The sequence below is a fragment of the Pseudomonas sp. HS6-2 genome (genome assembly GCF_049325675.2).
Taxonomy (GTDB): Bacteria; Pseudomonadota; Gammaproteobacteria; order Pseudomonadales; family Pseudomonadaceae; genus Aquipseudomonas; species Aquipseudomonas putida_N.
On the sequence record NZ_CM143906.1, the window covers coordinates 1,012,320 to 1,037,448 of the forward strand.

Below are 25,129 nucleotides of genomic sequence, written 5' to 3' on the forward strand. Positions count from 1 at the left end.
GGAGCTGCGATGAAAACCATCAATTTCATGGGCGTACGCAAGATTGCGTTCGCCGCCACCATGCTCCTGACGGTGCTGGCGTTGTTCAGCTGGTTCCACAAGGGTTTGAACTTCGGCCTCGACTTCACGGGCGGCACACTGATCGAGCTGACCTATGAGCGGCCGGCCGACCTCAAGGCAGTACGTGCCGAGTTGCAAGACTCCGGCTTCCACGAGGCCGTGGTGCAGAGCTTTGGCGCCACCACCGACCTGCTGGTGCGCATGCCGGGCGATGACCCACAGCTGGGTGCCAAGGTTGGCGCGGCCCTGCAGAAGGCTGGCGGCGACAACCCGGCCACCCTCAAGCGCGTCGAGTTCGTCGGCCCGCAGGTAGGTGAAGAGTTGCGCGACCAGGGCGGCCTCGGCATGCTCCTGGCGCTGGGCGGCATCCTCATCTACCTGGCTTTCCGCTTCCAGTGGAAGTTCGCCGTGGGCGCGATCGTCTCGCTGATCCACGACGTGGTGGTGACCCTGGGTATCCTGTCGTTCTTCCAGATCACCTTCGACCTGACGGTGCTGGCAGCGGTACTCGCGATCATCGGCTACTCGCTGAACGACACCATCGTCGTGTTCGACCGGGTGCGTGAGAATTTCCGCGTGATGCGCAAGGCCTCGCTGATCGAGAACATCAACGTCTCGACCACCCAGACCCTGCTGCGCACCATCGCCACCTCGGTGTCGACCTTGCTGGCGATCGGTGCGTTGCTGATCTTCGGTGGCGACAACCTGTTTGGCTTCTCGCTGGCGCTGTTCATCGGTGTCCTGGCCGGTACCTACTCGTCGATCTACATCGCCAACGTGGTGCTGATCTGGCTGAACCTGAACAGTGAAGACCTGATTCCTCCTGCGAAAAACGAAGGTGCGGATGACCGTCCTTAAGGGCTAGTCCTACGCCGTTCGGCGATGAAAAAGGCGTGAGTGTTGAACTCACGCCTTTTTTTTTGCTCCAAGGCTGGGAGAAAGCAGGTTAGCCCCTGCAGGTACAACAGGAGGTTCATGTGAACAAATCAATGCTCGTAGGCGCTGTGCTGGGTGCTGTCGGTGTTACTGCCGGAGGTGCTGTTGCCACCTACAGCTTGGTGAACAAGGGGCCTGAGTACGCCCAGGTCACCGACGTGCAACCGATCAAGCAACAGGTCAAAACTCCGCGCGAGGTCTGCAAGGACGTCGCCGTTACGCGTCAGGCGCCGGTCAAGGACCAGCACCAGATCGCCGGTACCGTGGTCGGTGCCCTTGCTGGCGGCCTGCTGGGTAACCAGATCGGCGGCGGCACCGGCAAGAAGATCGCCACCGTGGCCGGTGCGGTCGGTGGTGGTTATGCCGGCAACAAGGTGCAGGAAGGCATGCAGCAGCGTGATACCTACACCACCACACAAACCCGCTGCAACACGGTCAACGACATCAGCGAGAAGGTAGTGGGTTACAACGTGACCTATTCCATTGGTGATCAGGTGGGCAAGGTGAAGATGGACCGCGAGCCGGGTTCGACCATTCCGCTGGACAAGAATGGCAAGCTGATCCTCAGCGAAGCTGGGCAGTAAACGGCAGGCATAAAAAAAGCACCCCCAGGGGTGCTTTTTTATGGCTGCAATCCGCGCTTAGCGCTTCATGTGCTCTGGCAGGTGTGGCTGGATAGCGGTCAGTACGGCCTTGAAGCACTTGATGTTGCCTGCAACGATGTGGCCCTTGTCGAGGAAATCGTGGCCACCGTTGAAGTCGCTCACCAGGCCACCGGCTTCCTGGATCAGCAGCACGCCTGCAGCCATGTCCCATTCGGACAGGCCCGACTCCCAGAAGGCATCGAAACGGCCGGCAGCCACGTAGGCCAGGTCCAGGCTGGCGGAGCCTGCGCGGCGGATGCCGGCGGTCTGGCCAGTCAGGGCGCGGAACATGCCCAGGTAGTTGTCCAGGTCAGCCATCTGGTTGTCACGGAACGGGAAGCCGGTGCCCAGCAGTGCGCCTTCCAGGCTGGTGCGCGAGCTGACGCGCAGGCGACGGCCATTGAGCTGGGCGCCACGGCCACGGCTGGCGGTGAATTCTTCCTGGCGAACCGGGTCGAGGACGACCGCGTGCTCGAGGCGACCGCGGTACTTGCAGGCGATGCTGACGGCGAAGTGCGGGATGCCGCGCAGGAAGTTGGTGGTGCCATCCAGCGGATCGATGATCCACAGGTAGTCCTTGCCTTCTTCGCCGGTGCCCGCGTGCATGCCCGTCTCTTCACCCTGGATCGAGTGGTTCGGGTAGGCCTTGCGCAGTGCGTCGACGATTTTCTGTTCGGCGGCGCGATCAACTTCGGAAACGTAGTCCTTAGCCTCTTTCTCGTCGACCTTGATGGTATCCAGGCGTTCGATGGAGCGGAAGATCAATTCACTGGCGCTGCGAGCGGCGCGCAGGGCGATATTCAGCATAGGCTGCATGGGCGGGTCACCTGGAGATGTTAAAGAGGAAAGCCGGCCATTCTAGCAGAAATTTTTGAAGGCAGAAGTGCCACATTTGCTTTCGTGGCGTTACGCCTGTCGGTTCTGTAAGATCGAAGGCCCTGATTCCTGCATCTGTGAGCACAACACCTTGCTGCAAAATATTCGTGTTGTTCTGGTCAATACCAGCCACCCCGGCAACATCGGCGGCGCTGCGCGTGCCATGAAAAACATGGGCTTGTCGCGTCTGGTGCTGGTGCAGCCAAAAGAGTTCCCGTCCGGCGACGCCACTGCGCGTGCCTCGGGCGCCGACGACATCCTGGCCAATGCCCAAGTGGTCGACAGCCTTGAAGACGCGCTGGTCGGCTGCAGCCTGGTCATGGGCACCAGTGCCCGTGAGCGCAGCATCCCCTGGCCTTTGATCGACCCGCGCGAATGCGGGGCCAAGGCCGTGGAGCACGCCACCGGCGGCGAAGAGATCGCCTTGGTGTTCGGGCGTGAACACGCTGGCCTGACCAACGAAGAACTGCAGCGATGTCACTTCCACGTGCACATTCCCTCGAACCCCGACTTCAGTTCGCTGAACCTTGCCGCCGCGGTCCAGGTGCTCTCCTATGAGGTACGCATGGCCTGGCTGGCAGCCGAAGGCGCGCCCTCGAAAGTCGAGAAGTTCGATGCCAACTCGCTGCGCAGCAACGAGCTGGCGACCATGGACGAAATGGAGCTGTTCTATGAACACCTGGAGAACACCCTGGTGGACATCGGCTTCCTCGACCCTGAGAAGCCCAAGCACCTGATGGCGCGCCTGCGCCGGCTATATGGGCGCAGCTCGGTCAATCGTTCGGAAATGAGCATTTTGCGCGGCATCCTCACCGAGACCCAGAAGGTCGCACGGGGCGAGCCGCATAAACGGAAGGACTGACAGATGTTCGAGCGTCTGCGTGAAGATATCCAGAGCGTATTTCATCGAGACCCGGCGGCGCGCAATGCCTTCGAGGTGTTGACCTGCTACCCCGGCATGCACGCCATCTGGCTGCATCGCCTGGGCAACGCCCTGTGGAAGCGCGATTTCAAGTGGCTGGCCCGCCTGGTGTCGAACTTCGGTCGCTGGCTGACCGGTATCGAGATCCATCCCGGCGCGACCATCGGTCGACGCTTCTTCATCGATCACGGCATGGGCATCGTCATCGGCGAAACCGCCGAGATTGGTGACGATGTCACCCTTTATCAGGGTGTGACCCTGGGCGGCACCAGCTGGAACAAGGGCAAGCGCCACCCGACCCTGGAAAACGGTGTGGTGGTAGGGGCGGGTGCCAAGGTGCTTGGCCCGTTCACCGTCGGTGCCGGGGCCAAGATCGGCTCCAATGCGGTGGTGACCAAGGCGGTGCCGGCCGGCGCCACTGCCGTCGGCATCCCGGGGCGGATCATTGTCAAGAACAGTGAAGACACCGAGCTCGAGGCCAAGCGCAAGGCGATGGCCGAGAAGATCGGTTTCGATGCCTATGGTGTCAGCGGCGACATGCCGGACCCGGTAGCCCGGGCCATCGGCCAGATGCTCGACCACCTGCAGGCCGTCGACGAGCGCCTGGAGGGCATGTGTGGCGCGCTGACCAAGATGGGCAGTGACTACTGTGCCAAGGAACTGCCGAAGCTGCCGGAAGATGACTTCGCGGTCGAAACCCAGGCTGCCCAGCGCGACACTCAGTCGCATTGATTACGCCGCAGTGACGTCACCCTGACATATGGGGCGTGTGCTCACGCCCCATTACTGCTACAATCGCGCCCGCCTCCCAGATGCAAACCCGACTAAAGCAGTAGGTCTAATAGTTGACTTAAATGCTCGGGAATCGCATACTCGCACACATCCCGTAACTCCCGTGGTACCCAATAGCCATGCGACTGACTACCAAAGGCCGATACGCCGTGACTGCCATGCTCGACCTGGCACTGCACGCGCAGCATGGGCCGGTGTCTTTGGCCGACATTTCCGAGCGCCAGGGCATTTCCCTCTCTTATCTGGAACAGCTGTTCGCCAAGCTGCGCCGCAGCAGCCTGGTCTCCAGCGTGCGCGGTCCGGGCGGTGGCTACCAGTTGTCGCGCGGCATGGAAACCATCCAGGTGGCCCAGGTCATCGACGCGGTCAACGAGTCGGTAGATGCCACCCGTTGCCAGGGCCTCGGGGATTGCCATGCCGGTGACACCTGCCTGACCCACCACCTGTGGTGCGACCTCAGCCAGCAGATCCATGAATTCCTCAGCGGCATCAGCCTGGCCGACCTCGTCATGCGCCGTGAGGTGCAGGAAGTCGCCCAGCGCCAGGACCTGCGGCGTGTCGCAGGCCGTACTGCCCAGCTGGACAAGATTGAGACGTCCGCCGTCGACTGACCTTTTATTTTAACAGTGACGAGCGACGCCACCGCCTGATAGGAGATACCCATGAAGTTGCCGATCTACCTCGATTACTCCGCTACCACGCCGGTCGACCCTCGCGTCGCCCAGAAGATGGCCGACTGCCTGCTGGTCGACGGCAACTTCGGTAACCCGGCCTCGCGTTCCCACGTGTTCGGCTGGAAGGCCGAAGAAGCGGTCGAGAACGGTCGCCGCCAGGTTGCCGACCTGATCAACGCCGACCCGCGCGAAATCGTCTGGACCAGCGGTGCCACCGAGTCCGACAACCTCGCCCTGAAAGGCGTGGCGCACTTCTATCAGACCAAGGGCAAGCACATCATCACCTCCAAGATCGAGCACAAGGCGGTCCTGGATACCGCTCGCCAGCTCGAGCGTGAAGGTTTCGAAGTCACCTACCTGGAACCGGGCGAAGACGGCATCGTCACCCCGGCCATGGTCGAAGCCGCCCTGCGCGACGACACTATCCTGGTCTCGCTGATGCACGTGAACAACGAAGTCGGTTCGATCAACGACATCGCCGCCATCGGTGAGCTGACCCGTTCGCGTGGCGTGCTGTTCCATGTCGATGCTGCGCAGTCGGCCGGCAAGGTCGAAATCGACGTTCAGAAGCTGAAGGTCGACCTGATGTCGTTCTCGGCGCACAAGGTCTACGGCCCTAAAGGTATCGGCGCGCTGTACGTCAGCCGCAAGCCGCGTGTGCGTCTGGAAGCCATCATTCACGGCGGTGGCCATGAGCGCGGCATGCGTTCGGGCACGCTGCCGACCCACCAGATCGTCGGCATGGGCGAAGCCTTCGCCATCGCCAAGCAGGAAATGGCCGCCGAGAACGTGCGCATCAAGGCCCTGAGCGACCGCTTCTTCAAGCAGGTCTCGGACCTCGAAGAGCTGTACGTCAACGGCAGCAAGACTGCCCGCGTACCGCACAACCTGAACCTGAGCTTCAACTACGTCGAAGGCGAGTCGCTGCTGATGTCTCTGAAGGACATCGCCGTATCGTCCGGTTCGGCCTGTACCTCCGCTTCGCTCGAGCCGTCGTATGTACTGCGCGCTCTGGGCCGCAACGACGAGCTGGCGCACAGCTCGATCCGCTTCTCCTTCGGCCGCTTCACCACCGAAGAAGAAGTCGACTACGCCGCGCAGCAAGTCTGCATGGCTGTCAACAAACTGCGTGAGCTGTCGCCGCTGTGGGACATGTACAAAGACGGCGTTGACATCTCCAAGATCGAGTGGGCCGCCCACTAAGCAGTCGCCGGCAAGAGCGGCTCCCTGATGAGGAAGGAATTGCACCATGGCATACAGTGAAAAGGTCATCGACCACTACGAAAACCCACGCAACGTCGGCAAGATGAACGCCGAGGACCCGGATGTCGGTACCGGCATGGTCGGCGCTCCAGCGTGCGGTGACGTGATGCGTCTGCAGATCAAGGTCAACGAGCAAGGCATCATCGAAGACGCCAAGTTCAAGACTTACGGCTGCGGTTCGGCCATCGCTTCCAGCTCCCTCGCCACCGAGTGGATGAAGGGCAAGACCCTGGACGAAGCCGAAACCATCAAGAACACCCAGCTGGCGGAAGAACTGGCGTTGCCGCCAGTGAAGATCCACTGCTCGGTACTCGCCGAAGATGCCATCAAGGCAGCCGTTCGCGACTACAAGCAGAAGAAAGGCTTGATCTAAGCCGCCCGTTGCAAGGTAAGACTCAAGGAGTTCCGATGGCTATCAGCATGACAGAAGCCGCCGCCAACCACATTCGCCGCTCCCTCGACGGGCGCGGCAAGGGTGAGGGCATTCGCCTGGGCGTGCGCACCACCGGCTGCTCGGGCCTGGCCTACGTGCTGGAGTTCGTCGACGAGCTGGCCGCAGAGGACCAGGTGTTCGAGAACCATGGCGTCAAGGTGATCATCGATCCCAAGAGCCTGGTGTACCTCGATGGCACCGAGCTGGACTTCGTCAAGGAAGGGTTGAACGAAGGCTTCAAGTTCAACAACCCCAACGTGCGCGGTGAGTGTGGCTGCGGCGAAAGCTTCAACGTCTGAGGCTGGCCGTGGGTACTCCTTGTCATTTCGCTCTGTTTGACCTCCAGCCCTGCTTCCGCCTGGACCTCGACAAACTGGCCACTCGCTATCGCGAGCTGGCCCGCGAGGTCCATCCGGACCGCTTCGCCGACGCCTCCGAACGCGAGCAGCGGGTAGCGCTGGAAAAGTCCGCGGCTCTCAACGACGCCTATCAGACCCTGCGCAGTGCGCCGCGCCGTGCCCGCTACTTGCTGGCTATCGGTGGCCACGAAGTGCCCCAGGAAGTCACGGTCCATGACCCTGCTTTCCTGTTGCAGCAGATGCAGTGGCGCGAAGAGCTCGAAGAGCTGCAGGATGAAGCCGACCTCGATGGCGTGGCCGTGTTCAAGAAGCGCCTCAAGGCTGCCCAGGACACCCTCAACGAGGATTTCGCCGCCTGCTGGGATGTGCCTGCCGAGCGCGACAAGGCCGAGCGCCTGATGCGCCGCATGCAGTTCCTCGACAAGCTCGCTCAAGAAGTGCGCCAACTGGAAGAGCGCCTCGACGATTAACCCGGTGTCGCCCGTGATGACGCCTAAGGTATTCAGATAAGCATGGCCCTACTGCAGATCGCCGAACCCGGTCAAAGCCCTCAGCCGCACCAGCGTCGCCTGGCGGTGGGGATCGACCTGGGTACCACCAATTCTCTGGTCGCTGCCGTGCGCAGCGGTCGCAGCGAGCCCCTGCCCGATGCGCAGGGCAACGTCATTCTGCCGTCGGCGGTGCGTTACCTGGCTGGCCACAACGAAGTCGGCCTGGCCGCGCGCGAAGCGGCATCCAGCGACCCGCTGAATACCGTGCTGTCGGTAAAGCGCCTGATGGGCCGTGGCTTGGCAGACGTCAAGCAGCTCGGCGAGCAGCTGCCGTACCGCTTCATCGGCGGCGAGTCGCACATGCCGTTCATCGACACCGTCCAGGGGCCGAAAAGCCCGGTGGAAGTGTCCGCAGACATCCTCAAGGTGCTGCGCGAGCGTGCCGAAGCCACCCTGGGTGGCGAGCTGGTGGGTGCGGTAATTACCGTGCCGGCCTATTTCGACGATGCCCAACGTCAGGCTACCAAGGATGCTGCGCGCCTGGCCGGCCTGAACGTGCTGCGCCTGCTCAACGAACCGACCGCCGCTGCCGTGGCCTATGGCCTGGACCAGAATGCCGAAGGCCTGGTGGCCATCTATGACCTGGGTGGCGGTACCTTCGATATTTCCATACTGCGTCTGACTGCTGGTGTGTTCGAAGTGCTGGCTACCGGTGGCGATACCGCACTGGGCGGCGACGATTTCGACCACGCCATTGCTGGCTGGATCATCGAGCAGGCCGGCCTCTCCGCTGATCTCGACCCGGCCACCCAGCGCCAGCTGCTGCAGGCTGCCTGCGCCGCCAAGGAAGCCCTGACCGACGCTGATACTGTCAGTGTCAGCCATGGCGCCTGGACGGGCGAGCTGAGCCGTACCGCCTTCGAAGCGATGATCGAGCCCTTGGTTGCCCGCAGCCTGAAAGCCTGCCGCCGCGCCGTGCGCGACAGCGGCGTCGAGCTGGAAGAAGTGGGCGCAGTGGTGATGGTCGGTGGTTCGACCCGCGTGCCGCGCGTGCGCGAAGCCGTGGGCGCGCTGTTTGGTCGCACCCCGCTGACGTCGATCGACCCTGATCAGGTGGTGGCCATCGGTGCCGCCATCCAGGCCGACACCTTGGCCGGTAATCGTCGCGAAGGTGGTGAACTGCTGCTGCTCGATGTCATCCCGCTTTCCCTGGGTCTTGAGACCATGGGCGGGCTGATGGAGAAGGTGATCCCGCGCAACACCACCATTCCGGTGGCCCGCGCCCAGGAATTCACCACCTACAAAGATGGCCAGTCGGCCATGATGATCCATGTCCTGCAGGGTGAGCGCGAGCTGATCAGCGACTGCCGCTCCCTGGCGCGCTTCGAGCTGCGCGGCATTCCGGCCATGGTTGCCGGCGCTGCGAAGATTCGCGTGACCTTCCAGGTCGACGCCGACGGCCTGCTCAGCGTTGCAGCCCGTGAACTGGGCTCGGGCGTGGAAGCCAGCATCCAGGTCAAGCCGTCCTACGGCCTGACCGACGGCGAGATCGCCCGCATGCTCAAGGATTCCTTCGAGCACGCAGGCTCCGACAAGCAGGCGCGCCAGCTGCGCGAGCACCAGGTCGACGGCGAACGCCTGCTCGAAGCGGTGCAGGGCGCCCTGGATGCCGACGGTGACCGCCTGCTCAGCGAAGACGAGCGGGTCGCCATCGAGTACCAGATGCAAGAATTGCGTGATTTGCTCAGCGGCACCGATGGCGCGGCCATCGAGCAGCAGACCAAGCGTCTGTCGCAGGTGACCGATGCATTTGCCGCCCGTCGCCTTGATTCGACGGTCAAAGCCGCACTGGCCGGGCGCAACCTGAATGAGATCGAGGAGTAACCGATGCCCCAGGTGATTTTCCTGCCGCACGAGAAGTTCTGCCCGGACGGGCTGGTGGTTGAGGTGGAGCCAGGTACCAACATCCTGGAGCTGGCCCACGAGCACCACATCGAGATGGAAAGCGCGTGCGGCGGCGTGTGCGCCTGCACCACCTGCCACTGCATCGTGCGCGAAGGCTTCGATTCGCTCGAGGAAGCCGACGAGCTGGAAGAGGATATGCTGGACAAGGCCTGGGGCCTGGAGGCGCAATCGCGCCTGGCCTGCCAGGTGACCGTTGGTGAGGATGACCTCACCATCGAGCTGCCCAAATATACGCTCAACCACGCTGCCGAAGCGCCGCACTGAGGTTTGCCCCATGAGCTTGAAATGGATTGATGTACTTGAGATCGCCATCCAGCTTGCGGAAAGCAAGCCGGACGTCGATCCTAAATATGTGAATTTCGTCGATCTGCACCGTTGGGTGCTGGCCTTGCCAGAGTTCAGCGACGATCCGTCACGTGGCGGTGAGAAAGTGCTCGAGGCCATCCAGGCGGCCTGGATTGAAGAAGCCGACTAAGCGTGACGCTGCAGGTTAGGCAATCCCCTGGAACCCGCGTATAATTCGCGGGTTTAATTTTTCGTAACACTCAATATTCTGGAGTTTTCCATGGCTGTTCAACGTACTTTCTCGATCATCAAGCCTGACGCCGTTGCCAAGAACGTAATCGGCAAGATCACCACCCGCTTCGAAGAAGCCGGCCTGAAAATCGTTGCCTCGAAAATCAAGCAACTGTCCAAAGCCGAAGCCGAAGGCTTCTACGCCGAGCACAGCGCTCGTGGCTTCTTCGGTGACCTGGTTGCCTTCATGACTTCCGGCCCAGTCGTTGTTCAGGTTCTGGAAGGCGAAAACGCCATCGCTCTGAACCGTGAGCTGATGGGCGCTACCAACCCTAAAGAAGCTGCTCCAGGTACCATCCGTGCTGACTTCGCCGAGTCGATCGACGCCAACGCCGTTCACGGTTCGGACTCCGAAGCTGCCGCTGCTCGCGAAATCGCTTACTTCTTCGCTGCTACCGAGGTAACCACTCGCTAAGCGAAAGCTTACGGGTGAGGGTGAATCCATGACGACATCTACTGGCAAAATCAACCTGTTGGGGCTGACCCAGCCGGAAATGGAAAAGTTCTTCGACTCGATAGGGGAGAAGCGCTTCCGTGCCGGTCAGGTGATGAAATGGATTCACCATTTTGGCGTGTCCGACTTTGCGGCCATGACCAACGTTGGCAAGGTCTTGCGCGAAAAGCTCGAGGCCGTTGCCGAGATTCGCCCCCCGGAAGTGGTCAGTGAAGACATTTCCGCCGACGGCACCCGCAAGTGGGTGATCCGCGTTGCCTCCGGCAGCTGCGTCGAGACCGTCTATATCCCCACCGACGACCGCGGTACCCTCTGCGTTTCGTCGCAAGCCGGCTGCGCCCTGGACTGTAGTTTCTGCTCCACCGGCAAGCAAGGCTTCAACAGCAACCTCACTGCCGCCGAAGTAATCGGCCAGGTGTGGCTTGCGAACAAATCCTTCGGGACCGTCCCGGCCAAGATCGACCGCGCGATTACCAACGTGGTCATGATGGGCATGGGCGAGCCCCTGCTGAACTTCGACAACGTCATTGCCGCCATGCACATCATGATGGATGACCTGGGCTATGGCATTTCCAAGCGCCGCGTCACCCTGTCCACCTCGGGCGTGGTGCCGATGATCGACGAACTGGCCAAGCACATCGACGTGTCCCTGGCGCTGTCGCTGCATGCGCCGAACGATGAACTGCGCAACCAGCTGGTACCGATCAACAAGAAGTACCCTCTGAAGATGCTGCTGGAATCGTGCATGGGCTACATGTCGACCCTGGGCGGCAAGCGCGTGCTGACCATCGAGTACACCCTGCTCAAGGACGTCAACGACCAGCCTGAGCATGCGGCACAGATGATCGAGCTGCTGCGCGACGTACCGTGCAAGATCAACCTGATCCCGTTCAACCCGTTCCCGCATTCGGGCTACGAGCGGCCGAGCAACAACGCGATCCGCCGCTTCCAGGACCTGCTGCACCACGGTGGTTTCAACGTCACCACCCGCACCACCCGTGGCGACGACATCGACGCCGCCTGTGGTCAGCTGGTCGGCCAGGTCAACGACCGTACCCGCCGCAGCGAGCGCTACATCGCGGTACGCCAGCTCTCCGCTGACGCCGAGCTGCAAGACAGCGCCGTGCGTCACTGAGTCCGGCCTTGCCATGAGCCTGCGCGCCGCGCTGTCGATCCTTGCGCTTTCGCTGCTGGCCGGCTGCGTGTCGGGCGGCGCGAGCGATCCCCTGGCCAGCCGCCAGGGGCGGACGGAGGCAGGGCGAGCCTATTCGCAGCTTGGCCTGGGTTATTTGCAACAAGGTTTGACCCAGCAGGCCAAGGCCCCCTTGGGCAAGGCGCTCGCGCTGGATGCCGGGGATGCCGATGCTCACGCGGCCCTGGCCCTGGTGTTCCAGGCCGAAGACGAGCCAGCCCTTGCCCAGGCGCACTTCGAAAAAGCGCTTGCAGCCCGCCCGGGTGACACGCGAATTCGCAACAACTACGGCAGTTTCCTATATGCTCAGCAACGTTTTGCCGAAGCCGAGCAGATGTTTCGCCTGGCCAGTGCCGATACCCTGTATCCTGAACGCTCGCGGGTGTACGAGAACCTTGGCCTGACGGCCCTGGAGCTCGATGATCGCGACCAGGCACACGCGTATCTGACCAAGGCCCTGCAACTCAACCGACGCCAGCCCAGAGCGTTGCTGGAAATGGCTGAGTTGTCCTACGAAAACAGGCATTATGTGCCGGCCCGGGATTACTACGATCGTTTCAGCCAGTTGAGCGATCACAGCGCCCGTAGCCTTCTGCTGGGCAGCCGCCTTGCCCGGGTATTCGACGAGCAGGGCACCCTGGCCGATGTGGGCCAGCAATTACAACGACTTTATCCCGGTACGCCGGAATATCAGCAATACCTGTCGGAGCAACGATGAAAGCCGCGCATCCCGAAGTAGCAGCAGCGACTGGCCAGAACCCCGGTGACCTGTTGCGCCAGGCCCGCGAGAAACGGGAGTGGTCGCAAGCCGAGGTGGCTCGCAAGCTCAATCTCACCGTAAGTTCGCTGAACCACGTGGAAACCGGCGCCTTCGACAAGCTGCCTGGGCATACCTTCGCCCGTGGTTACATCCGCGCCTATGCCAAATTGATGGACATGGACCAGGCACCACTGGTCGAGGCTTTCGACCGGTACACCGGCACCCACGCCAAGGGCAGTGAAGTGCATTCCCTGGGTCGTATCGAAGAGCCGGTGCGCCTGTCGCACAACATCATGCGCGGTGTCACCCTGTTGCTGCTGGTCGCGGTGGTCGGCGGCAGCTTCATCTGGTGGCAGGACCAGGGCAGCCTGAAAGGCAAGGACCTGGCCAAGATGGCGCTGGAGCACGTGGAAGTCGAAAGTGCCGACGGCACCACCCAGATTCACCCGCTGGACGAGCCTGAAGACCAGGCCGTGTCGGCGGGACAGCAGCCTGAGAGCGCACCGCTGCCACTGGAACCAGCCTCGGTCGAAGCCGCAGCCGAAACCACCAGCGAAGCCGCACCGTCTGCGCCTGCACCGGCTCCAGCGCCTGCTACTGCGCCGGTTCAGCAGGCACCGGCCCATGCTGTCGCACCAGCCCCGGCTCCGGTAGCGCCGGCCGCGCCAGTTGCCAGCGTGCCGGCCGTCGCCGCCGCCGAGCCTGCCGCCCCTGCGGCCGTGCCGGCTGGTAGCGCCAAGGTTGCAATCCAGTTCACCGCCGATTGCTGGACCCAAGTGTCCGATGGCAACGGCAAGGTGCTGTTCAGCGCCATCAAGCGCAAGGGGGACAACCTCGAGCTGACCGGCAAGCCCCCGTTCGCGGTTCGCCTGGGCTTTGCCCGTGGCGCCCAGGTCAGCTACAACGGCCAGGCCGTCGATGTTGCCCCGTTCACCAGTGGCGAGACCGCTCGCCTGAAGTTGGGACAGTAAGTCATGCACGGCGAATCTCCGATCAAACGTCGCGAATCCCGCAAAATCTGGGTCGGCAATGTGCCGGTGGGTGGTGATGCCCCCATCGCGGTGCAGAGCATGACCAACACCGATACCAACGATGTCATGGCCACCGTGGCGCAGATCCAGCGCCTGGTTGATGCCGGTGTCGACATCGTCCGCGTCTCGGTGCCGGACATGGACGCCGCCGAGGCGTTCGGCAAGATCAAGCAGCTGGTCAGCGTGCCGCTGGTTGCCGATATCCATTTCGACTACAAGATCGCCCTGCGCGTGGCCGAGCTTGGCGTCGATTGCCTGCGCATCAACCCGGGCAACATCGGCCGTGAAGACCGTGTGCGCGCGGTGGTCGATGCAGCCCGCGACCGTGGTATCCCGATCCGCATCGGCGTCAACGCCGGTTCCCTGGAAAAGGACCTGCAGAAGAAGTACGGCGAGCCGACCCCGGCCGCGCTGGTCGAATCGGCCCTGCGTCACGTCGAGCACCTCGACCGCTTGGACTTCCAGGACTTCAAGGTCAGCGTCAAGGCCTCCGACGTGTTCATGGCCGTCGAAGCCTACCGCCTGTTGGCCAAGCAGATCATCCAGCCGCTGCACTTAGGGATCACCGAAGCTGGTGGCCTGCGCTCGGGGACGGTGAAATCCGCCGTCGGCCTCGGTATGCTGCTGGCCGAAGGCATCGGCGATACCATCCGTATCTCGCTGGCGGCCGACCCGGTCGAGGAAGTGAAGGTCGGCTACGACATCCTCAAATCGCTGCACCTGCGTTCGCGTGGCATCAACTTCATCGCCTGCCCGAGCTGCTCGCGGCAGAACTTCGATGTGGTCAAGACCATGAACGAGCTGGAAGGCCGCCTGGAAGACCTGCTGGTGCCGCTGGACGTGGCGGTGATCGGTTGTGTGGTCAACGGGCCTGGCGAAGCCAAGGAGTCCCATGTGGGGCTGACCGGTGGTACGCCGAACCTGGTCTACATCGACGGCAAGCCGGCGCAGAAGCTGACCAATGACAACCTGGTCGATGAGCTGGAGAAGCTCATCCGCCAGAAAGCGGCCGAAAAGGTCGAAGCTGACGCGGCGCTGATCGCCCGCAGCTGACACATAGATTCGTAAGGACTTTTCGTGAGCAAATCGCTGCAAGCCATCCGTGGCATGAACGACATCCTGCCAGAGCAGTCACCACTCTGGCGCTACTTCGAAGGCACCGTCGCCGGCCTGCTGGACACCTACGGGTACAGCCAGATCCGCACGCCGATCGTCGAGTTCACCGAGCTGTTCAAGCGCTCCATCGGTGAAGTGACCGACATCGTCGAAAAAGAGATGTACACCTTCGAGGACCGCAACGGCGATTCGCTCACCCTGCGCCCTGAAGGCACTGCCGCCTGCGTGCGCGCCGTGCTGGAGCATGGCATCACCGGCAACGGCCAGGTGCAGAAACTCTGGTACATCGGCCAGATGTTCCGCCACGAGCGCCCACAGAAGGGCCGCTATCGCCAGTTCCACCAGATCGGCGTGGAAGTGTTCAACCTGGACGGTCCGGACATCGACGCCGAGCTGATCATGCTGACCTGGCGCCTGTGGGGCCTGCTGGGCATCCAGGACGCAGTCAAGCTCGAACTCAACAGCCTGGGCACCAGTGAAGCCCGTGCCCGCTACCGTGATGCGCTGGTCGAGTTCCTCTCGGCGCGCCTGGAGCAGCTCGACGAAGACAGCCAGCGGCGCCTCAAGAGCAACCCGCTGCGCATCCTCGACAGCAAGGACCAGGGCACCCAGGCGGTGCTGGTCGGCGCGCCGAAGCTGGAAGACTACCTGGACGAAGATTCCCGCGTGCACTTCGGGGGCCTTAAGGCACGCCTCGACGCCGCTGGCATCCCGTTCGTGATCAACACCAAGCTGGTTCGCGGTCTGGACTACTACAGCAAGACCGTGTTCGAGTGGGTCACCGACAAGCTCGGCGCCCAGGGCACCGTCTGCGCCGGTGGCCGTTACGACGGCCTGGTCGAGCAGATGGGCGGCAAGCCGACCACTGGCGTTGGTTTCGCCATGGGCATCGAGCGCCTGATCCTGCTGCTGGAAACCCTCGGCAAGGTCCCCGAGTCGATCAACCGCACCATCGACGTCTACCTGTGCGCCTTCGGCGAGCAGGCGGAACTGGCCGGCCTGCGCCTGTCCGAAGGCTTGCGCGATCGCCTGCCGGGCCTGCGCCTGGCGGTCAACGCCGGTGGTGGCAGCTTCAAGAGTCAGTTCAAGAAAGCCGACAAGAGCGGCGCACTGTTCGCCCTGATCCTCGGCGACGACGAACTGGCCAAGCAAGAAATCGGCTTGAAGCCCCTGCGTGGTCAGGGCGAACAACAGAACATTGCCTGGGATGCTCTGGCTGAGCACCTGGAAACCGCGATCGCTCAGGCGTAACGCGGTTCAACAAGCGAATAGGCGAAAAGGAGTATTGGGGTGTCGAGTACCGATGATGAACTGGCAGGGGTCAAGGACTGGTGGAACCGCAACGGCAAGCCGCTGCTGACCGGTGCCCTGCTGGCTGGCGTGGTGGTGTTGGGCTGGAATACCTGGCACAAGTACCAGAACAACCAGTCGCAAGGTGCCTCGCAGCTGTATCAGGCCCTGCTTGAGACCAGCCTGACGCCGAATGGCCAGCCAGACGCGACCAAGGTCGCGGAGTTGGCCGGCAAGCTCAAGAGCGAGTTCGGCGGTACGGCGTACGCCCAGTACGGCAGCCTGTTCGTGGCCAAGGTCGCGGTCGAGAGCGGCAAGCTCGACGACGCCGCTGCCGAGCTGAAGAGCGTGCTGGACAAGCCGGCCGACGTCACCCTGGGCGAAATCTCGCGCCAGCGCCTGGCGCGCGTGCTCGCCGCTCAGAACAAGGCCGAAGAGGCCCTCAAACTGCTCGACGGCGATGCTGACAAGGCTTTCCTGGCCAGCCGCGAAGAACTGAAGGGTGACCTGCTGGTGCAGCTGGGTCGCGGCGACGATGCCCACAGTGCCTACGAAAAAGCCAAGGCCGCGCTATCTGATGAAGCAGCGGTCGGTGGCCTGCAACTGAAGCTGGATGACCTGGCCAAAGGGGACGCGTAAGTGATCGGTTGGAAACAAGCAGCAGTGCTGACCCTGGCCGTGCTGGCCGCAGGTTGCAGCAGCAACAGCAAGAAGGAACTGCCACCGGCCGAGCTGACCAAGTTCACCGAAGAAGTGGTGCTGAAGAAGCAGTGGAGCCGTTCGATCGGTGACGGCCAGGGTGAAACCTACAACACCCTGGTTCCGGCGATCGAGAACGACCGTATCTACGCCTCCGACGTCAACGGCGAAGTCTTCGCCCTCGACCGCATCACCGGTGACGTGGTGTGGAAGAAAGACCTCGAGCTGCCGGTGTCCGGCGCTGTCGGCGTGGGCTACGGCCTGGTGATGCTCGGCACCCTCAAGGGTGAAGTGGTCGCCCTGGACTCCAGCACCGGTGAAGAGCGTTGGCGCTCGCGCGTGACCAGTGAAGTGCTGGCGCCGCCTGCCAACAACGGTGACGTGGTGGTGGTGCAGACCCAGGACGACCGCCTGATCGGCCTCGACGCCAGTACCGGCAACCGCCGCTGGATCTACGAAAACACCCCGGCCGTGCTGACCCTGCGTGGCACCGGCGCGCCAATTGCCACCAACCGCCTGGCCGTCGCCGGCCTGTCCACCGGCAAGGTGGTGGCGGTGGATATCAACAACGGCGTGCCGGTGTGGGAGAGCCGCGTGGCCATCCCGCAGGGCCGTTCCGAGCTGGACCGCGTGGTCGACATCGACGGCGGCCTGCTGCTGTCTGGTGGTACCCTGTACGTCAGCACCTACCAGGGCCGCGTAGCGGGCCTGGACCTGGAAAGCGGCCGCGTGCTGTGGCAGCGCGATGCCTCCAGCTACGTGGGCGTCGCCCAGGGCTACGGCAACGTCTATGTCAGCGAAGCTACCGGTACCGTTGAAAGTGTCGACGAGCGCTCTTCCAGCGCGCTGTGGACCAACGATTCGATGGCCCGCCGTCAGCTGACCGCGCCTGAAGTGTTCTCCAGCTACGTGGCTGTGGGGGACTTTGAGGGTTACCTGCACCTGCTGAGCCAGGTCGATGGCCGCTTCGTCGGCCGTGAGCGTATCGACAGCGATGGCCTGCGCGCCCGCCCACTTGTGGTCGGCGACACCATCTACGTCTTCGGCAACAGCGGCAAGCTCGAGGCACTGACCATCCGCTGAAGCTATGCTTGAAGCCTTGGCGGGCTTCAGGCCGCGGCGTAGGACACGCCGCCCGAACTCCGGCCGCTGCCTTGCAGCGGCCTTTGCATTTTCAAGAATTCAAGAGTGGAGAGCCGCATGGTTCCCGTAATCGCCCTGGTGGGCCGCCCGAACGTCGGCAAATCCACCATGTTCAACCGCCTGACCAAGACCCGCGATGCCATCGTCGGTGACTTGTCGGGCCTGACCCGTGACCGTCAATACGGTGATGCCACCTGGCAGGGTCGTTCCTTCATCCTCATCGACACCGGCGGTATCACCGGTGACGAAGTGGGCATGGACGAGAAGATGGCCGAGCAGTCGCTCATGGCCATCGAAGAAGCCGACTACGTACTGTTCCTGGTCGACGCCCGCGCCGGTATGACCGCCGCAGACCAGATGATTGCCGAGCACCTGCGCAAGCGCAACAAGTCGGCCATCCTGGTGGCCAACAAGATCGACAACATCGACGCCGACGTCGCCCGCGCCGAGTTCTCGCCGCTGGGCATGGGCAACGCCATTCCGGTGGCCGGTTCCCAAGGCCGTGGCATCAACGCGCTGATGGAAAGCGTACTCGGCCATATTCCTCGTGACGCCGAGGAAGAAGCTCTGGACCAAGAAGTCGCCGAAGGCGAGGAAGCGGTTCGCATCCCCGGCCCGAGCGAGAAAGATGGCATCAAGATCGCCATCATCGGCCGCCCGAACGTGGGCAAGTCGACCCTGGTAAACCGCATGCTCGGCGAAGAGCGTGTGGTGGTATACGACCAGCCGGGCACCACCCGCGACAGTATCTACATCCCGTTCGAGCGTGATGGCGAGAAGTACACCTTCATCGACACCGCCGGCGTGCGCAAGCGCGGTAAGATCCACGAGGAAGTCGAAAAGTTCTCGGTGGTGAAGACGCTGCAGGCGATCAAGGACGCCAACGTGGTGATCTTCGTCATGGATGCCCGCGAAGGTGTGGTCGACCATGACCTCAACCTGCTGGGCTTCGCCCTGGAAGCCGGCCGCGCCATCGTCATCGCCCTGAACAAGTGGGATGGCATGGAGTCGGGCGAGCGCGACTACGTGAAGACCGAGCTGGAGCGCCGGCTGTTCTTCGTCGACTTCGCCGACATCCACTTCATCTCTGCCCTGCACGGCACTGGCGTTGGCCACCTGTACAAGTCGGTACAGGCTGCGTTCAAGTCGGCGGTCACCCGCTGGCCGACCAGCCGCCTGACGCAGATCCTCGAAGATGCCGTGAGCGAGCACCAGCCGCCGCTGGTCAACGGTCGCCGCATCAAGCTGCGCTATGCCCACCTGGGTGGTGCCAACCCGCCGCTGATCGTGATTCACGGCAACCAGACCGAGAAGATTCCGAAGTCCTACTCGCGTTACCTGGAAAACACCTACCGCCGCGTGCTGAAGCTGGTCGGTACGCCGATCCGTATCGAGTACAAGGGCGGTGAGAACCCGTACGAGGGCAAGAAGAACACCCTCACCGATCGCCAGGTCAACAAGAAGCGCCGCCTGATGTCGCACCACAAGAAGGCCGAGAAGAAGCGCCGCGACAAGCGCTGATTCCGCGTCTGCTTCTTCGCGGGCTTGCCCGCGAAGAAGCCCTTTGATCCAAAGCAATCCCCCTATTGTTTCAACCTTTTTCCTGACCGCTCGATCCGCTATGCTCGGACTCCACCCCGTGCCGGATACACCCCAGGAAAGAGGGCTCCATGATCCGCAGCAAACTGCCGAATGTCGGCACGACCATCTTCACCACCATGTCCCAGCTCGCCGTGCAGACCGGCGCGCTCAACCTGTCCCAGGGTTTCCCCGACTTCAACGGCCCGCAGGCGCTGCTCGATGCAGTCGGCCGGCACGTGGCCGCCGGGCACAACCAGTACTCGCCGATGACCGGCCTGCCGGCCCTGCGTCAGCAAGTGGCGGCCAAGGTTGCGCGGTTGTATGGCGCCCAGGTGGATGCCGATCAGGAAGTGACCATCACCCCGGGTGCCACCGAGGCGATCTTCTGCGCCATCCAGGCGGTTGTACAGGCGGGTGACGAGGTGATCGTCTTCGACCCCTGCTACGACAGCTACCAGCCCTCCGTGGAACTGGCAGGCGGGCGCTGTGTGCATGTGCAGCTGAGCGACGGCGACTTCCGCATCGACTGGCAGAAGTTCAGCGACGCCCTGAGCCCGCGCACGCGCATGGTCATCCTCAACTCGCCGCATAACCCCAGCGGTGCGCTGATCACCCGCGAAGACCTTGACCAATTGGCCCGGCTGATCGCCGACCGCGATATCTACGTGGTCAGCGATGAAGTCTATGAGCACCTGGTCTACGACGGCGTGCGTCACGCCAGCGTGCTGGCCCACGCGCATTTGTACTCGCGCGCCTTCGTGGTCAGCTCGTTCGGCAAGACTTACCACGTCACCGGCTGGAAGACCGGCTACGTGATTGCCCCGCCAGCGCTGAGCGCCGAGCTGCGCAAGGTGCACCAGTACGTCAACTTCTGCGGGGTGACGCCGTTGCAGTGCGCGCTGGCCGACTTCATGGCCGAGCACCCGGAGCATATCGATGAATTGCCGGCCTTCTACCAAGCCAAGCGCGACCTGTTCTGCGGCTTGCTGGAAGGTTCGCGATTCAGCTTTACCCCTACGGCGGGCACTTATTTCCAGCTGGTGGACTATTCGCAGATCCGCCCGGACCTGAATGATGTCGACATGTCGCTGTGGCTGACCCGTGAGCACGGCGTAGCGACCATTCCGGTGTCGGTGTTCTACCAGCAACCCATTCCCGAGCAACGCCTGGTACGCCTGTGCTTTGCCAAACGAGAGGAGACGCTGCGTCAGGCAGCGGAAAAACTATGCGCGATCTGAGCACACTGCCGAACCTGAAAGTCGCCCTGGTGCAAACCACCCTGGCCTGGCATGACCGCGAGGCCAACTATGCGCACTTCGAGGTGTTGCTGGAGCAGGTGGGCGAAGTGGACCTGGTGATTTTGCCGGAAATGTTCACCACCGGTTTTTCCATGCAGTCGGAAAGCCTGTGCGAGCCTGAGAACGGCCCGACCTACAAATGGCTGAAGGCCCAGGCGAAGAAGTACAATGCGGTGATCACCGGTAGCGTGATTATCCAGGCCGCCGATGGCAGCCACCGCAACCGCCTGCTGTGGGCACGCCCGGATGGCGAGATTTTGCACTACGACAAACGCCACCTGTTCCGCATGGCCGGTGAGCACAAGCACTACACCCCCGGCGAGCGCCAGGTGCAGTTCGAGATCAAGGGCTGGCGGGTTCGCCCGCTGATCTGTTACGACCTGCGCTTCCCGGTGTGGAGCCGCGATGCCCAGGACACGGACCTGTTGCTGTATACCGCCAACTGGCCGGCTGCGCGCCGCCAGCACTGGAACCGCCTGTTGCCGGCGCGAGGTATCGAGAACCTGTGCTATGTGGCGGCTGTTAACCGGGTGGGTACCGACGGCAAGGGCTTTGCCTATTCCGGCGACAGCCAGGTGCTGGACTTCCAGGGCGAGAGCCTGCTCAGTGCCGGGGAGGCCGATGGGGTGTTCACCGCCGTGTTGAACGCGGCTGAGCTGGCAGCGTACCGGGCCAAGTTTCCAGCTAACTTGGATGCGGACATTTTTGAATTACATTAACTACCAGATACATTGAGCCTTCCAAGCGGTGCTGGAAGGCCTTCACGCTGCATTGAGAATTTGTTGTCGAGGATGATGTTGTATCAATCACAGCATCTACCAAGGACTTAACAATGTTCAGAACAGATTTCTCCGCACAACTCTATTGCACCACAGAAGGCTATTCGGGCTACGTCGGTGTCTGTGACCGAGGTGCTGCGCCCTGGAGCACGGAACGAGATGGTTGGCTGGTCATCCGCGACCGCTTCAAGGATAACTCAAAGGACGCTCGTTTGTTGTTCCTCTTCGAAGCAGACTATGGTACTCGGGTCTACTATCGCATCAGGGGGGCCGATGATGGCCAAGGGGGGGACCTCGCAGAGGGAAAACTCGGATATAGCCTCAACGGCTATGTTGGCTTTTACGGCATTTCTACAGCAAATAAAATACTCGATCATGTGTCGCCGCTTTACGCGGCGTTCGCGACGCAAGCGACCGTCAAGCACTGGAAGCTTGAAGCAATTACCGAATGGGAAAGGTACAGCCGAAGTCTTGACGGCGTCCAACTTCATTTGCGCGACGATCAAGGACGACGGGTTGCTGCATACCAAGACCCTTTGAACGGGCTTGAATACTTGAATGTCGAGAGTGGCAAAATTCTTACATTCGAATTGCATCACATCAAAATATACTAACAGTCCTATCGATTCCGCTGCGCAGTAAAGGAATGGTTTTCTGCGCAGCGGACGACAGGAGCAAGTGTCAGTACACATCCCGCCGATACCGACCGTCCTCGATCAACTGCTGGACGACCGCGCCTCCAAGCATGGCATTGAGCGCCGCATCCACCCCCGCAGCCATCCCTTGCAGGCTGCCACAAACATACACGCAAGCCCCGTCAGCTACCCAGCGCTTGAACTCCTCAGCCTGCTGCAGCAACACGTCCTGCACATACACCTTCTCCGGCTGATCCCGCGAGAACGCCAGGTCCAGGCGTGCCAGTTCGCCCCTTGCCAGCCAGCCTTGTAGCTCATCGCCACACAGCAGGTCGTGCGCGCGGTTCCGCTCGCCGAACAGCAGCCAGTTACGTTGTTCGCCAGCATTCACCCGCGCCCGGATCAGGCTGCGCAGGCCGGCCAGGCCAGTGCCGTTGCCGATCAGTATCATTGGTGTGGTGCTCTGCGGCAGGTGAAAGCCACTGTTGCGCCGCAGGCGCAGGCTCAACGTACCGTTCAACGGCAGGTATTCGGTCAGCCACCCGGAACCCAGGCCCAGCATGCCATCGGCGTGGCGTTCCTGGCGCACGATCAGTTCCAGCACGCCATCGCTGGCAATCGAGGCAATGGAGTATTGGCGGGTGCCGATCGGCACCAATGCATCGACCAGCGCTTGCGGCTGCAAGCCGATCAGGTGATCGCGACGGATCGGCAGCTGGCGGCCGGCCAGCGCCTGGGCAAGGGTTTCGTTCAGGCCATTCACCTGTACCTGGGCAGCGGCGTCCAGTGCCATGCCTTTGAGGAACGCGTCGATCCTTGGCTGCCCATTGAGCGGTAGGATCTCCACCAAGTCGCCGGCCTCCCAGCTGGACGGCTCTTGCGGCTGCAGGCCCAGCAGATACACCGGCTGGCCCTGGCTGCCACGGTTGAGCAGTTGGCGGCTTACCAGCGACCAATTGCCGAAGCTGGACGGCTGCCAGGCGGCCACCGGCTGGGCACCGGTCAGTTGCGCCAGTTCCTGCTGCCACTGCTGCAGGGCCACCTGGTCGGCGTTGTCCACCTCTACCGGGCTGAACGCGCTGCTGGCACCGCGCTCGCCCAGCCATGCCTGCAGGCGACGGGCGAAGCCGCAGAAGTGCGGGTACTGGCGGTCGCCGAGGGCGAGCAGGGCGTAGTTGAGGTTGTTCAGCGCCCACGGCTGGCCGAGCACCTTGCGCTCGAAGCCTCGGGCGCTGTCGGGCGCTTCGCCGTCGCCGAAGGTGCTGACCACGAACAGCGCACGGCGGGCCTGGCGCAGGTCGTCTTCACCCAGCTCGGCCAGCGCGCGTACCTGCACCGGCAGGCCGGCGGCCTGCAGCTGGCCGGCGCTCTGCCAGGCCAATTGCTCGGCAAAGCCGCTCTGGCTGGCAAAGCCGATCAGCCAGCTGTCGCCGCTGGCACCGTTGCTGGCAACGTTATCGCGGGCGGCACGCACCTGGCGCTTCTTGCGGCGGCGGTCGAGGTACAACAGCCAGCCAGTAACGAAGAACAGCGGCATGGTCAGGCTGGCGATGGTGACGATGATGCGCCCCGGCAGGCCAAAGTACTCGCCAACATGCAGGGCGTAGACGCTCTGCAGCAACTGGGCCTTGAAGGACTTGTCGGTGTAGCGGTCGTGGCTTTTCACCTGGCCGGTGGCCGGGTCCAGCACCAGGGTATTGAAGGCGCGTGGGTGGTCGGCGTTTTCCAGCAGGTAGAACAGGTTGGCCGGCTGGCCACCAACCGGTGGCAGGCGCAGGTTATAGGCGGCAAGGCCAGGGCCGGCAGCGTCCTTGAGGTTGGCCCAGATGGCGTCATAGTCGACCACAAGCGGCGGGGCGTCCTTGTCGAATTTCTGCGGCCCGTGGCGGCCACGGCCTTCGCCGCGCTTTTGTTGCTGGCCAGCGGCTGGCGCGTCGGCCAACAGCTTGTTCAGGCCTTCGCGGTACCACTCGTAGGACCAGAACAGCCCGGTCAGGGCAAACAGCAGATAGAAAAGCAGGCACCATGTGCCGGCGACGGCGTGCAGGTCCCAGTTGAAGGCGCGGCTTTTCTTGGCCCAGTCGAAGGTCAGCCAGGTGCGCCAGTCCAGCGCCTTGCGCGGCCAGCGCAGGTACAGACCGGACAGGCAGAAGAACACCAGCATCAGGGTGCAGGCACCAGTGACCTGCCGGCCGGTATCACCCATGGCCAGAAAACGGTGCAGGGTGAGCATGAGGTTGAAGAAGTCTTGCCCGGCCACTTCGCCCTTGAGTTCACCAGTGTACGGGTCGGCGTAATGCAGTTGGCCACGGCGCTCGCCGGGTGACGGGGTGAAGAAGATCCGCGCGGCGTTGCCTTCGCGCACATCCACCCATAGCATCGATACCTTTTCGCCTTGCTCGGCCTCGACCCGGCGAACCAATTCGGCGGGTGGCAGTACCCCCTCGGCGCGCACTTCGACCTTGAGAACATCGGCGTTGAACGCGCGCAGCAGCTCCTCCTGGAACGAGTACAGCGCACCGGTGATGCCCATCAAGGCCAGCACCAGGCCTGCGGTAATGCCAAAGAACCAGTGCAGCTGAAACAGCGTTTTTTTCATGTCGTGCGGACCTTGGAAACGGTTCGGCGTGTGATTGGCCGGGTGATGCGGAGCACAGTGAACACCTACTTATCCATTCGGGTACAAACCAATGTCACATATGTTAACAAGGAGCTTTACCGCTCAGCTTTTTATTACCGGCCAGAATTCTGACCAACGCGTGGGTGTAACACTTTCATCGACGCCAGCGCAAAGTGGCTGGTTAACGGCTGTCGACGGCAGTGATCAAAGCCTGCCAGTGGATTTCAGGTTTACATTCATCTTGAGTGAATCCAGAACGCGTCTGCATTACCTGATTTCCAGCGTCACGCGGGCGGGTGGCTACCGAGGGACGCTGCTCAACCTGAGCCTGAATGGTTATGCCGGGCTGTACCGAATAGATGCCGAAGAGACAGCCTGGAAAGTCGAGCCGCTCAATGCGTGGAACGACGAGGCCGATCTGCGCTTTCACCTGCGCTCACTCAGTGGAGAACGCCTGGGTAGAACGGCTGATGGCTTGCTCAACACCTCTCTTGGCGAGGCCGCCGTATTCAAGGCAAAGGTCATCGCCTACTGACAGAA

27 protein-coding genes are annotated in these 25,129 nt (G+C 62.4%); 25 read left to right on the forward strand and 2 right to left on the reverse strand.

Annotated features, from left to right (window positions below; translation table 11 throughout):
- Window positions 1-9: 9 nt before the first annotated feature.
- Both secF and ACOKS3_RS04650 read left to right on the forward strand, forming a co-directional pair.
- Window positions 10-918, forward strand: coding sequence for a protein translocase subunit SecF (secF, locus tag ACOKS3_RS04645; RefSeq protein WP_103445627.1), 909 nt, complete (start codon window positions 10-12; stop codon window positions 916-918).
- 119 nt (window positions 919-1,037) lie between these two features.
- A complete protein-coding gene (locus ACOKS3_RS04650; protein WP_103445626.1) occupies window positions 1,038-1,580 on the forward strand; it encodes a glycine zipper 2TM domain-containing protein in 543 nt (180 codons plus the stop codon).
- A 57-nt stretch (window positions 1,581-1,637) separates the two neighbouring features.
- On the opposite strand, the gene suhB is transcribed toward ACOKS3_RS04650, so the two are convergent.
- Window positions 1,638-2,456, reverse strand: coding sequence for a type III secretion system regulator SuhB (gene suhB / locus ACOKS3_RS04655; protein ID WP_103445625.1), 819 nt, complete (start codon window positions 2,454-2,456; stop codon window positions 1,638-1,640).
- Window positions 2,457-2,607: 151 nt separating this feature from the next.
- Here suhB and trmJ point away from each other — a divergent pair, with 151 nt between their 5' ends.
- From trmJ to ACOKS3_RS04765, 22 genes are all read left to right on the forward strand, one after another.
- Entirely contained in the window at window positions 2,608-3,378 is a 771-nt protein-coding gene (gene trmJ / locus ACOKS3_RS04660; RefSeq protein WP_103446229.1) for a tRNA (cytosine(32)/uridine(32)-2'-O)-methyltransferase TrmJ, read from the forward strand.
- A 3-nt stretch (window positions 3,379-3,381) separates the two neighbouring features.
- A complete protein-coding gene (cysE, locus tag ACOKS3_RS04665; RefSeq protein ID WP_103445624.1) occupies window positions 3,382-4,170 on the forward strand; it encodes a serine O-acetyltransferase in 789 nt (262 codons plus the stop codon).
- A 179-nt stretch (window positions 4,171-4,349) separates the two neighbouring features.
- Window positions 4,350-4,841 carry a Fe-S cluster assembly transcriptional regulator IscR gene (gene iscR, locus ACOKS3_RS04670; protein WP_008092572.1) on the forward strand — a complete coding sequence of 164 codons (492 nt, stop codon included), beginning with the start codon at window positions 4,350-4,352 and terminating at the stop codon, window positions 4,839-4,841.
- Window positions 4,842-4,892: 51 nt separating this feature from the next.
- On the forward strand, window positions 4,893-6,107 hold the full coding sequence (locus ACOKS3_RS04675) for an IscS subfamily cysteine desulfurase (protein ID WP_103445623.1): 1,215 nt from the start codon (window positions 4,893-4,895) through the stop codon (window positions 6,105-6,107).
- Window positions 6,108-6,153: 46 nt separating this feature from the next.
- The gene (iscU, locus tag ACOKS3_RS04680) at window positions 6,154-6,540 is read left to right on the forward strand and encodes a Fe-S cluster assembly scaffold IscU (protein ID WP_007929523.1); all 387 of its coding nucleotides are present in this window, start codon (window positions 6,154-6,156) and stop codon (window positions 6,538-6,540) included.
- A 35-nt stretch (window positions 6,541-6,575) separates the two neighbouring features.
- The gene (gene iscA, locus ACOKS3_RS04685; protein WP_023630636.1) at window positions 6,576-6,899 is read left to right on the forward strand and encodes an iron-sulfur cluster assembly protein IscA; all 324 of its coding nucleotides are present in this window, start codon (window positions 6,576-6,578) and stop codon (window positions 6,897-6,899) included.
- Between the two features lie 8 nt (window positions 6,900-6,907).
- Window positions 6,908-7,429, forward strand: a complete 522-nt coding sequence (gene hscB, locus ACOKS3_RS04690) for a co-chaperone HscB (protein WP_422763352.1) — start codon at window positions 6,908-6,910, stop codon at window positions 7,427-7,429.
- 42 nt (window positions 7,430-7,471) lie between these two features.
- The gene (hscA, locus tag ACOKS3_RS04695) at window positions 7,472-9,334 is read left to right on the forward strand and encodes a Fe-S protein assembly chaperone HscA (protein WP_103445622.1); all 1,863 of its coding nucleotides are present in this window, start codon (window positions 7,472-7,474) and stop codon (window positions 9,332-9,334) included.
- A 3-nt stretch (window positions 9,335-9,337) separates the two neighbouring features.
- Complete coding sequence (gene fdx, locus ACOKS3_RS04700; RefSeq protein WP_103445621.1) at window positions 9,338-9,679, forward strand: ISC system 2Fe-2S type ferredoxin; 342 nt, start codon at window positions 9,338-9,340, stop codon at window positions 9,677-9,679.
- A gap of 10 nt (window positions 9,680-9,689) precedes the next feature.
- Window positions 9,690-9,890, forward strand: a complete 201-nt coding sequence (iscX, locus tag ACOKS3_RS04705; protein ID WP_027920277.1) for a Fe-S cluster assembly protein IscX — start codon at window positions 9,690-9,692, stop codon at window positions 9,888-9,890.
- 90 nt (window positions 9,891-9,980) lie between these two features.
- Window positions 9,981-10,406: a nucleoside-diphosphate kinase gene (gene ndk, locus ACOKS3_RS04710; protein ID WP_011532343.1), complete on the forward strand. Its 426-nt coding sequence runs from the start codon at window positions 9,981-9,983 to the stop codon at window positions 10,404-10,406.
- 28 nt (window positions 10,407-10,434) lie between these two features.
- Entirely contained in the window at window positions 10,435-11,580 is a 1,146-nt protein-coding gene (gene rlmN, locus ACOKS3_RS04715) for a dual-specificity RNA methyltransferase RlmN (RefSeq protein ID WP_054887568.1), read from the forward strand.
- A 13-nt stretch (window positions 11,581-11,593) separates the two neighbouring features.
- Complete coding sequence (gene pilW, locus ACOKS3_RS04720; protein ID WP_103445620.1) at window positions 11,594-12,355, forward strand: type IV pilus biogenesis/stability protein PilW; 762 nt, start codon at window positions 11,594-11,596, stop codon at window positions 12,353-12,355.
- Entirely contained in the window at window positions 12,352-13,368 is a 1,017-nt protein-coding gene (locus ACOKS3_RS04725) for a RodZ domain-containing protein (RefSeq protein WP_422763353.1), read from the forward strand. The genes pilW and ACOKS3_RS04725 overlap by 4 nt, the downstream gene beginning before the upstream one ends.
- Before the next feature lie 3 nt (window positions 13,369-13,371).
- A complete protein-coding gene (gene ispG, locus ACOKS3_RS04730) occupies window positions 13,372-14,481 on the forward strand; it encodes a flavodoxin-dependent (E)-4-hydroxy-3-methylbut-2-enyl-diphosphate synthase (protein WP_027920273.1) in 1,110 nt (369 codons plus the stop codon).
- 24 nt (window positions 14,482-14,505) lie between these two features.
- On the forward strand, window positions 14,506-15,795 hold the full coding sequence (gene hisS, locus ACOKS3_RS04735; protein ID WP_422763354.1) for a histidine--tRNA ligase: 1,290 nt from the start codon (window positions 14,506-14,508) through the stop codon (window positions 15,793-15,795).
- A 39-nt stretch (window positions 15,796-15,834) separates the two neighbouring features.
- On the forward strand, window positions 15,835-16,473 hold the full coding sequence (locus ACOKS3_RS04740; RefSeq protein ID WP_085673696.1) for a tetratricopeptide repeat protein: 639 nt from the start codon (window positions 15,835-15,837) through the stop codon (window positions 16,471-16,473).
- The gene (bamB, locus tag ACOKS3_RS04745; protein ID WP_103445618.1) at window positions 16,474-17,616 is read left to right on the forward strand and encodes an outer membrane protein assembly factor BamB; all 1,143 of its coding nucleotides are present in this window, start codon (window positions 16,474-16,476) and stop codon (window positions 17,614-17,616) included.
- Between the two features lie 117 nt (window positions 17,617-17,733).
- Window positions 17,734-19,197: a ribosome biogenesis GTPase Der gene (gene der / locus ACOKS3_RS04750; protein WP_103445617.1), complete on the forward strand. Its 1,464-nt coding sequence runs from the start codon at window positions 17,734-17,736 to the stop codon at window positions 19,195-19,197.
- A 149-nt stretch (window positions 19,198-19,346) separates the two neighbouring features.
- Complete coding sequence (locus ACOKS3_RS04755) at window positions 19,347-20,495, forward strand: pyridoxal phosphate-dependent aminotransferase (protein WP_422763355.1); 1,149 nt, start codon at window positions 19,347-19,349, stop codon at window positions 20,493-20,495.
- Complete coding sequence (locus ACOKS3_RS04760) at window positions 20,483-21,274, forward strand: amidohydrolase (protein WP_103445615.1); 792 nt, start codon at window positions 20,483-20,485, stop codon at window positions 21,272-21,274. Before ACOKS3_RS04755 ends, ACOKS3_RS04760 begins: the two co-directional genes overlap by 13 nt.
- A 113-nt stretch (window positions 21,275-21,387) precedes the next feature.
- On the forward strand, window positions 21,388-21,948 hold the full coding sequence (locus ACOKS3_RS04765; RefSeq protein ID WP_103445614.1) for a hypothetical protein: 561 nt from the start codon (window positions 21,388-21,390) through the stop codon (window positions 21,946-21,948).
- 67 nt (window positions 21,949-22,015) lie between these two features.
- Here ACOKS3_RS04765 and ACOKS3_RS04770 read toward each other — a convergent pair whose 3' ends face one another.
- A complete protein-coding gene (locus tag ACOKS3_RS04770) occupies window positions 22,016-24,568 on the reverse strand; it encodes a PepSY domain-containing protein (RefSeq protein WP_422763356.1) in 2,553 nt (850 codons plus the stop codon).
- A gap of 262 nt (window positions 24,569-24,830) precedes the next feature.
- Here ACOKS3_RS04770 and ACOKS3_RS04775 point away from each other — a divergent pair, with 262 nt between their 5' ends.
- Entirely contained in the window at window positions 24,831-25,124 is a 294-nt protein-coding gene (locus ACOKS3_RS04775) for a hypothetical protein (protein WP_146049004.1), read from the forward strand.
- Window positions 25,125-25,129: the final 5 nt, after the last annotated feature.

Coding starts and splice junctions, on each gene's coding strand:
- pilW (WP_103445620.1), top strand. CDS start 11,594: ATGAGCCTGCGCGCCGCGCTGTCGATCCTTGCGCTTTCGCTGCTGGCC.
- ACOKS3_RS04725 (WP_422763353.1), top strand. CDS start 12,352: ATGAAAGCCGCGCATCCCGAAGTAGCAGCAGCGACTGGCCAGAACCCC.
- iscU (WP_007929523.1), top strand. CDS start 6,154: ATGGCATACAGTGAAAAGGTCATCGACCACTACGAAAACCCACGCAAC.
- ACOKS3_RS04675 (WP_103445623.1), top strand. CDS start 4,893: ATGAAGTTGCCGATCTACCTCGATTACTCCGCTACCACGCCGGTCGAC.
- ndk (WP_011532343.1), top strand. CDS start 9,981: ATGGCTGTTCAACGTACTTTCTCGATCATCAAGCCTGACGCCGTTGCC.
- ACOKS3_RS04760 (WP_103445615.1), top strand. CDS start 20,483: ATGCGCGATCTGAGCACACTGCCGAACCTGAAAGTCGCCCTGGTGCAA.
- ACOKS3_RS04770 (WP_422763356.1), bottom strand. CDS start 24,568: ATGAAAAAAACGCTGTTTCAGCTGCACTGGTTCTTTGGCATTACCGCA.
- secF (WP_103445627.1), top strand. CDS start 10: ATGAAAACCATCAATTTCATGGGCGTACGCAAGATTGCGTTCGCCGCC.
- ACOKS3_RS04755 (WP_422763355.1), top strand. CDS start 19,347: ATGATCCGCAGCAAACTGCCGAATGTCGGCACGACCATCTTCACCACC.
- fdx (WP_103445621.1), top strand. CDS start 9,338: ATGCCCCAGGTGATTTTCCTGCCGCACGAGAAGTTCTGCCCGGACGGG.
- hscA (WP_103445622.1), top strand. CDS start 7,472: ATGGCCCTACTGCAGATCGCCGAACCCGGTCAAAGCCCTCAGCCGCAC.
- ispG (WP_027920273.1), top strand. CDS start 13,372: ATGCACGGCGAATCTCCGATCAAACGTCGCGAATCCCGCAAAATCTGG.
- der (WP_103445617.1), top strand. CDS start 17,734: ATGGTTCCCGTAATCGCCCTGGTGGGCCGCCCGAACGTCGGCAAATCC.
- iscR (WP_008092572.1), top strand. CDS start 4,350: ATGCGACTGACTACCAAAGGCCGATACGCCGTGACTGCCATGCTCGAC.
- iscA (WP_023630636.1), top strand. CDS start 6,576: ATGGCTATCAGCATGACAGAAGCCGCCGCCAACCACATTCGCCGCTCC.
- iscX (WP_027920277.1), top strand. CDS start 9,690: ATGAGCTTGAAATGGATTGATGTACTTGAGATCGCCATCCAGCTTGCG.
- ACOKS3_RS04765 (WP_103445614.1), top strand. CDS start 21,388: ATGTTCAGAACAGATTTCTCCGCACAACTCTATTGCACCACAGAAGGC.
- suhB (WP_103445625.1), bottom strand. CDS start 2,456: ATGCAGCCTATGCTGAATATCGCCCTGCGCGCCGCTCGCAGCGCCAGT.
- rlmN (WP_054887568.1), top strand. CDS start 10,435: ATGACGACATCTACTGGCAAAATCAACCTGTTGGGGCTGACCCAGCCG.
- cysE (WP_103445624.1), top strand. CDS start 3,382: ATGTTCGAGCGTCTGCGTGAAGATATCCAGAGCGTATTTCATCGAGAC.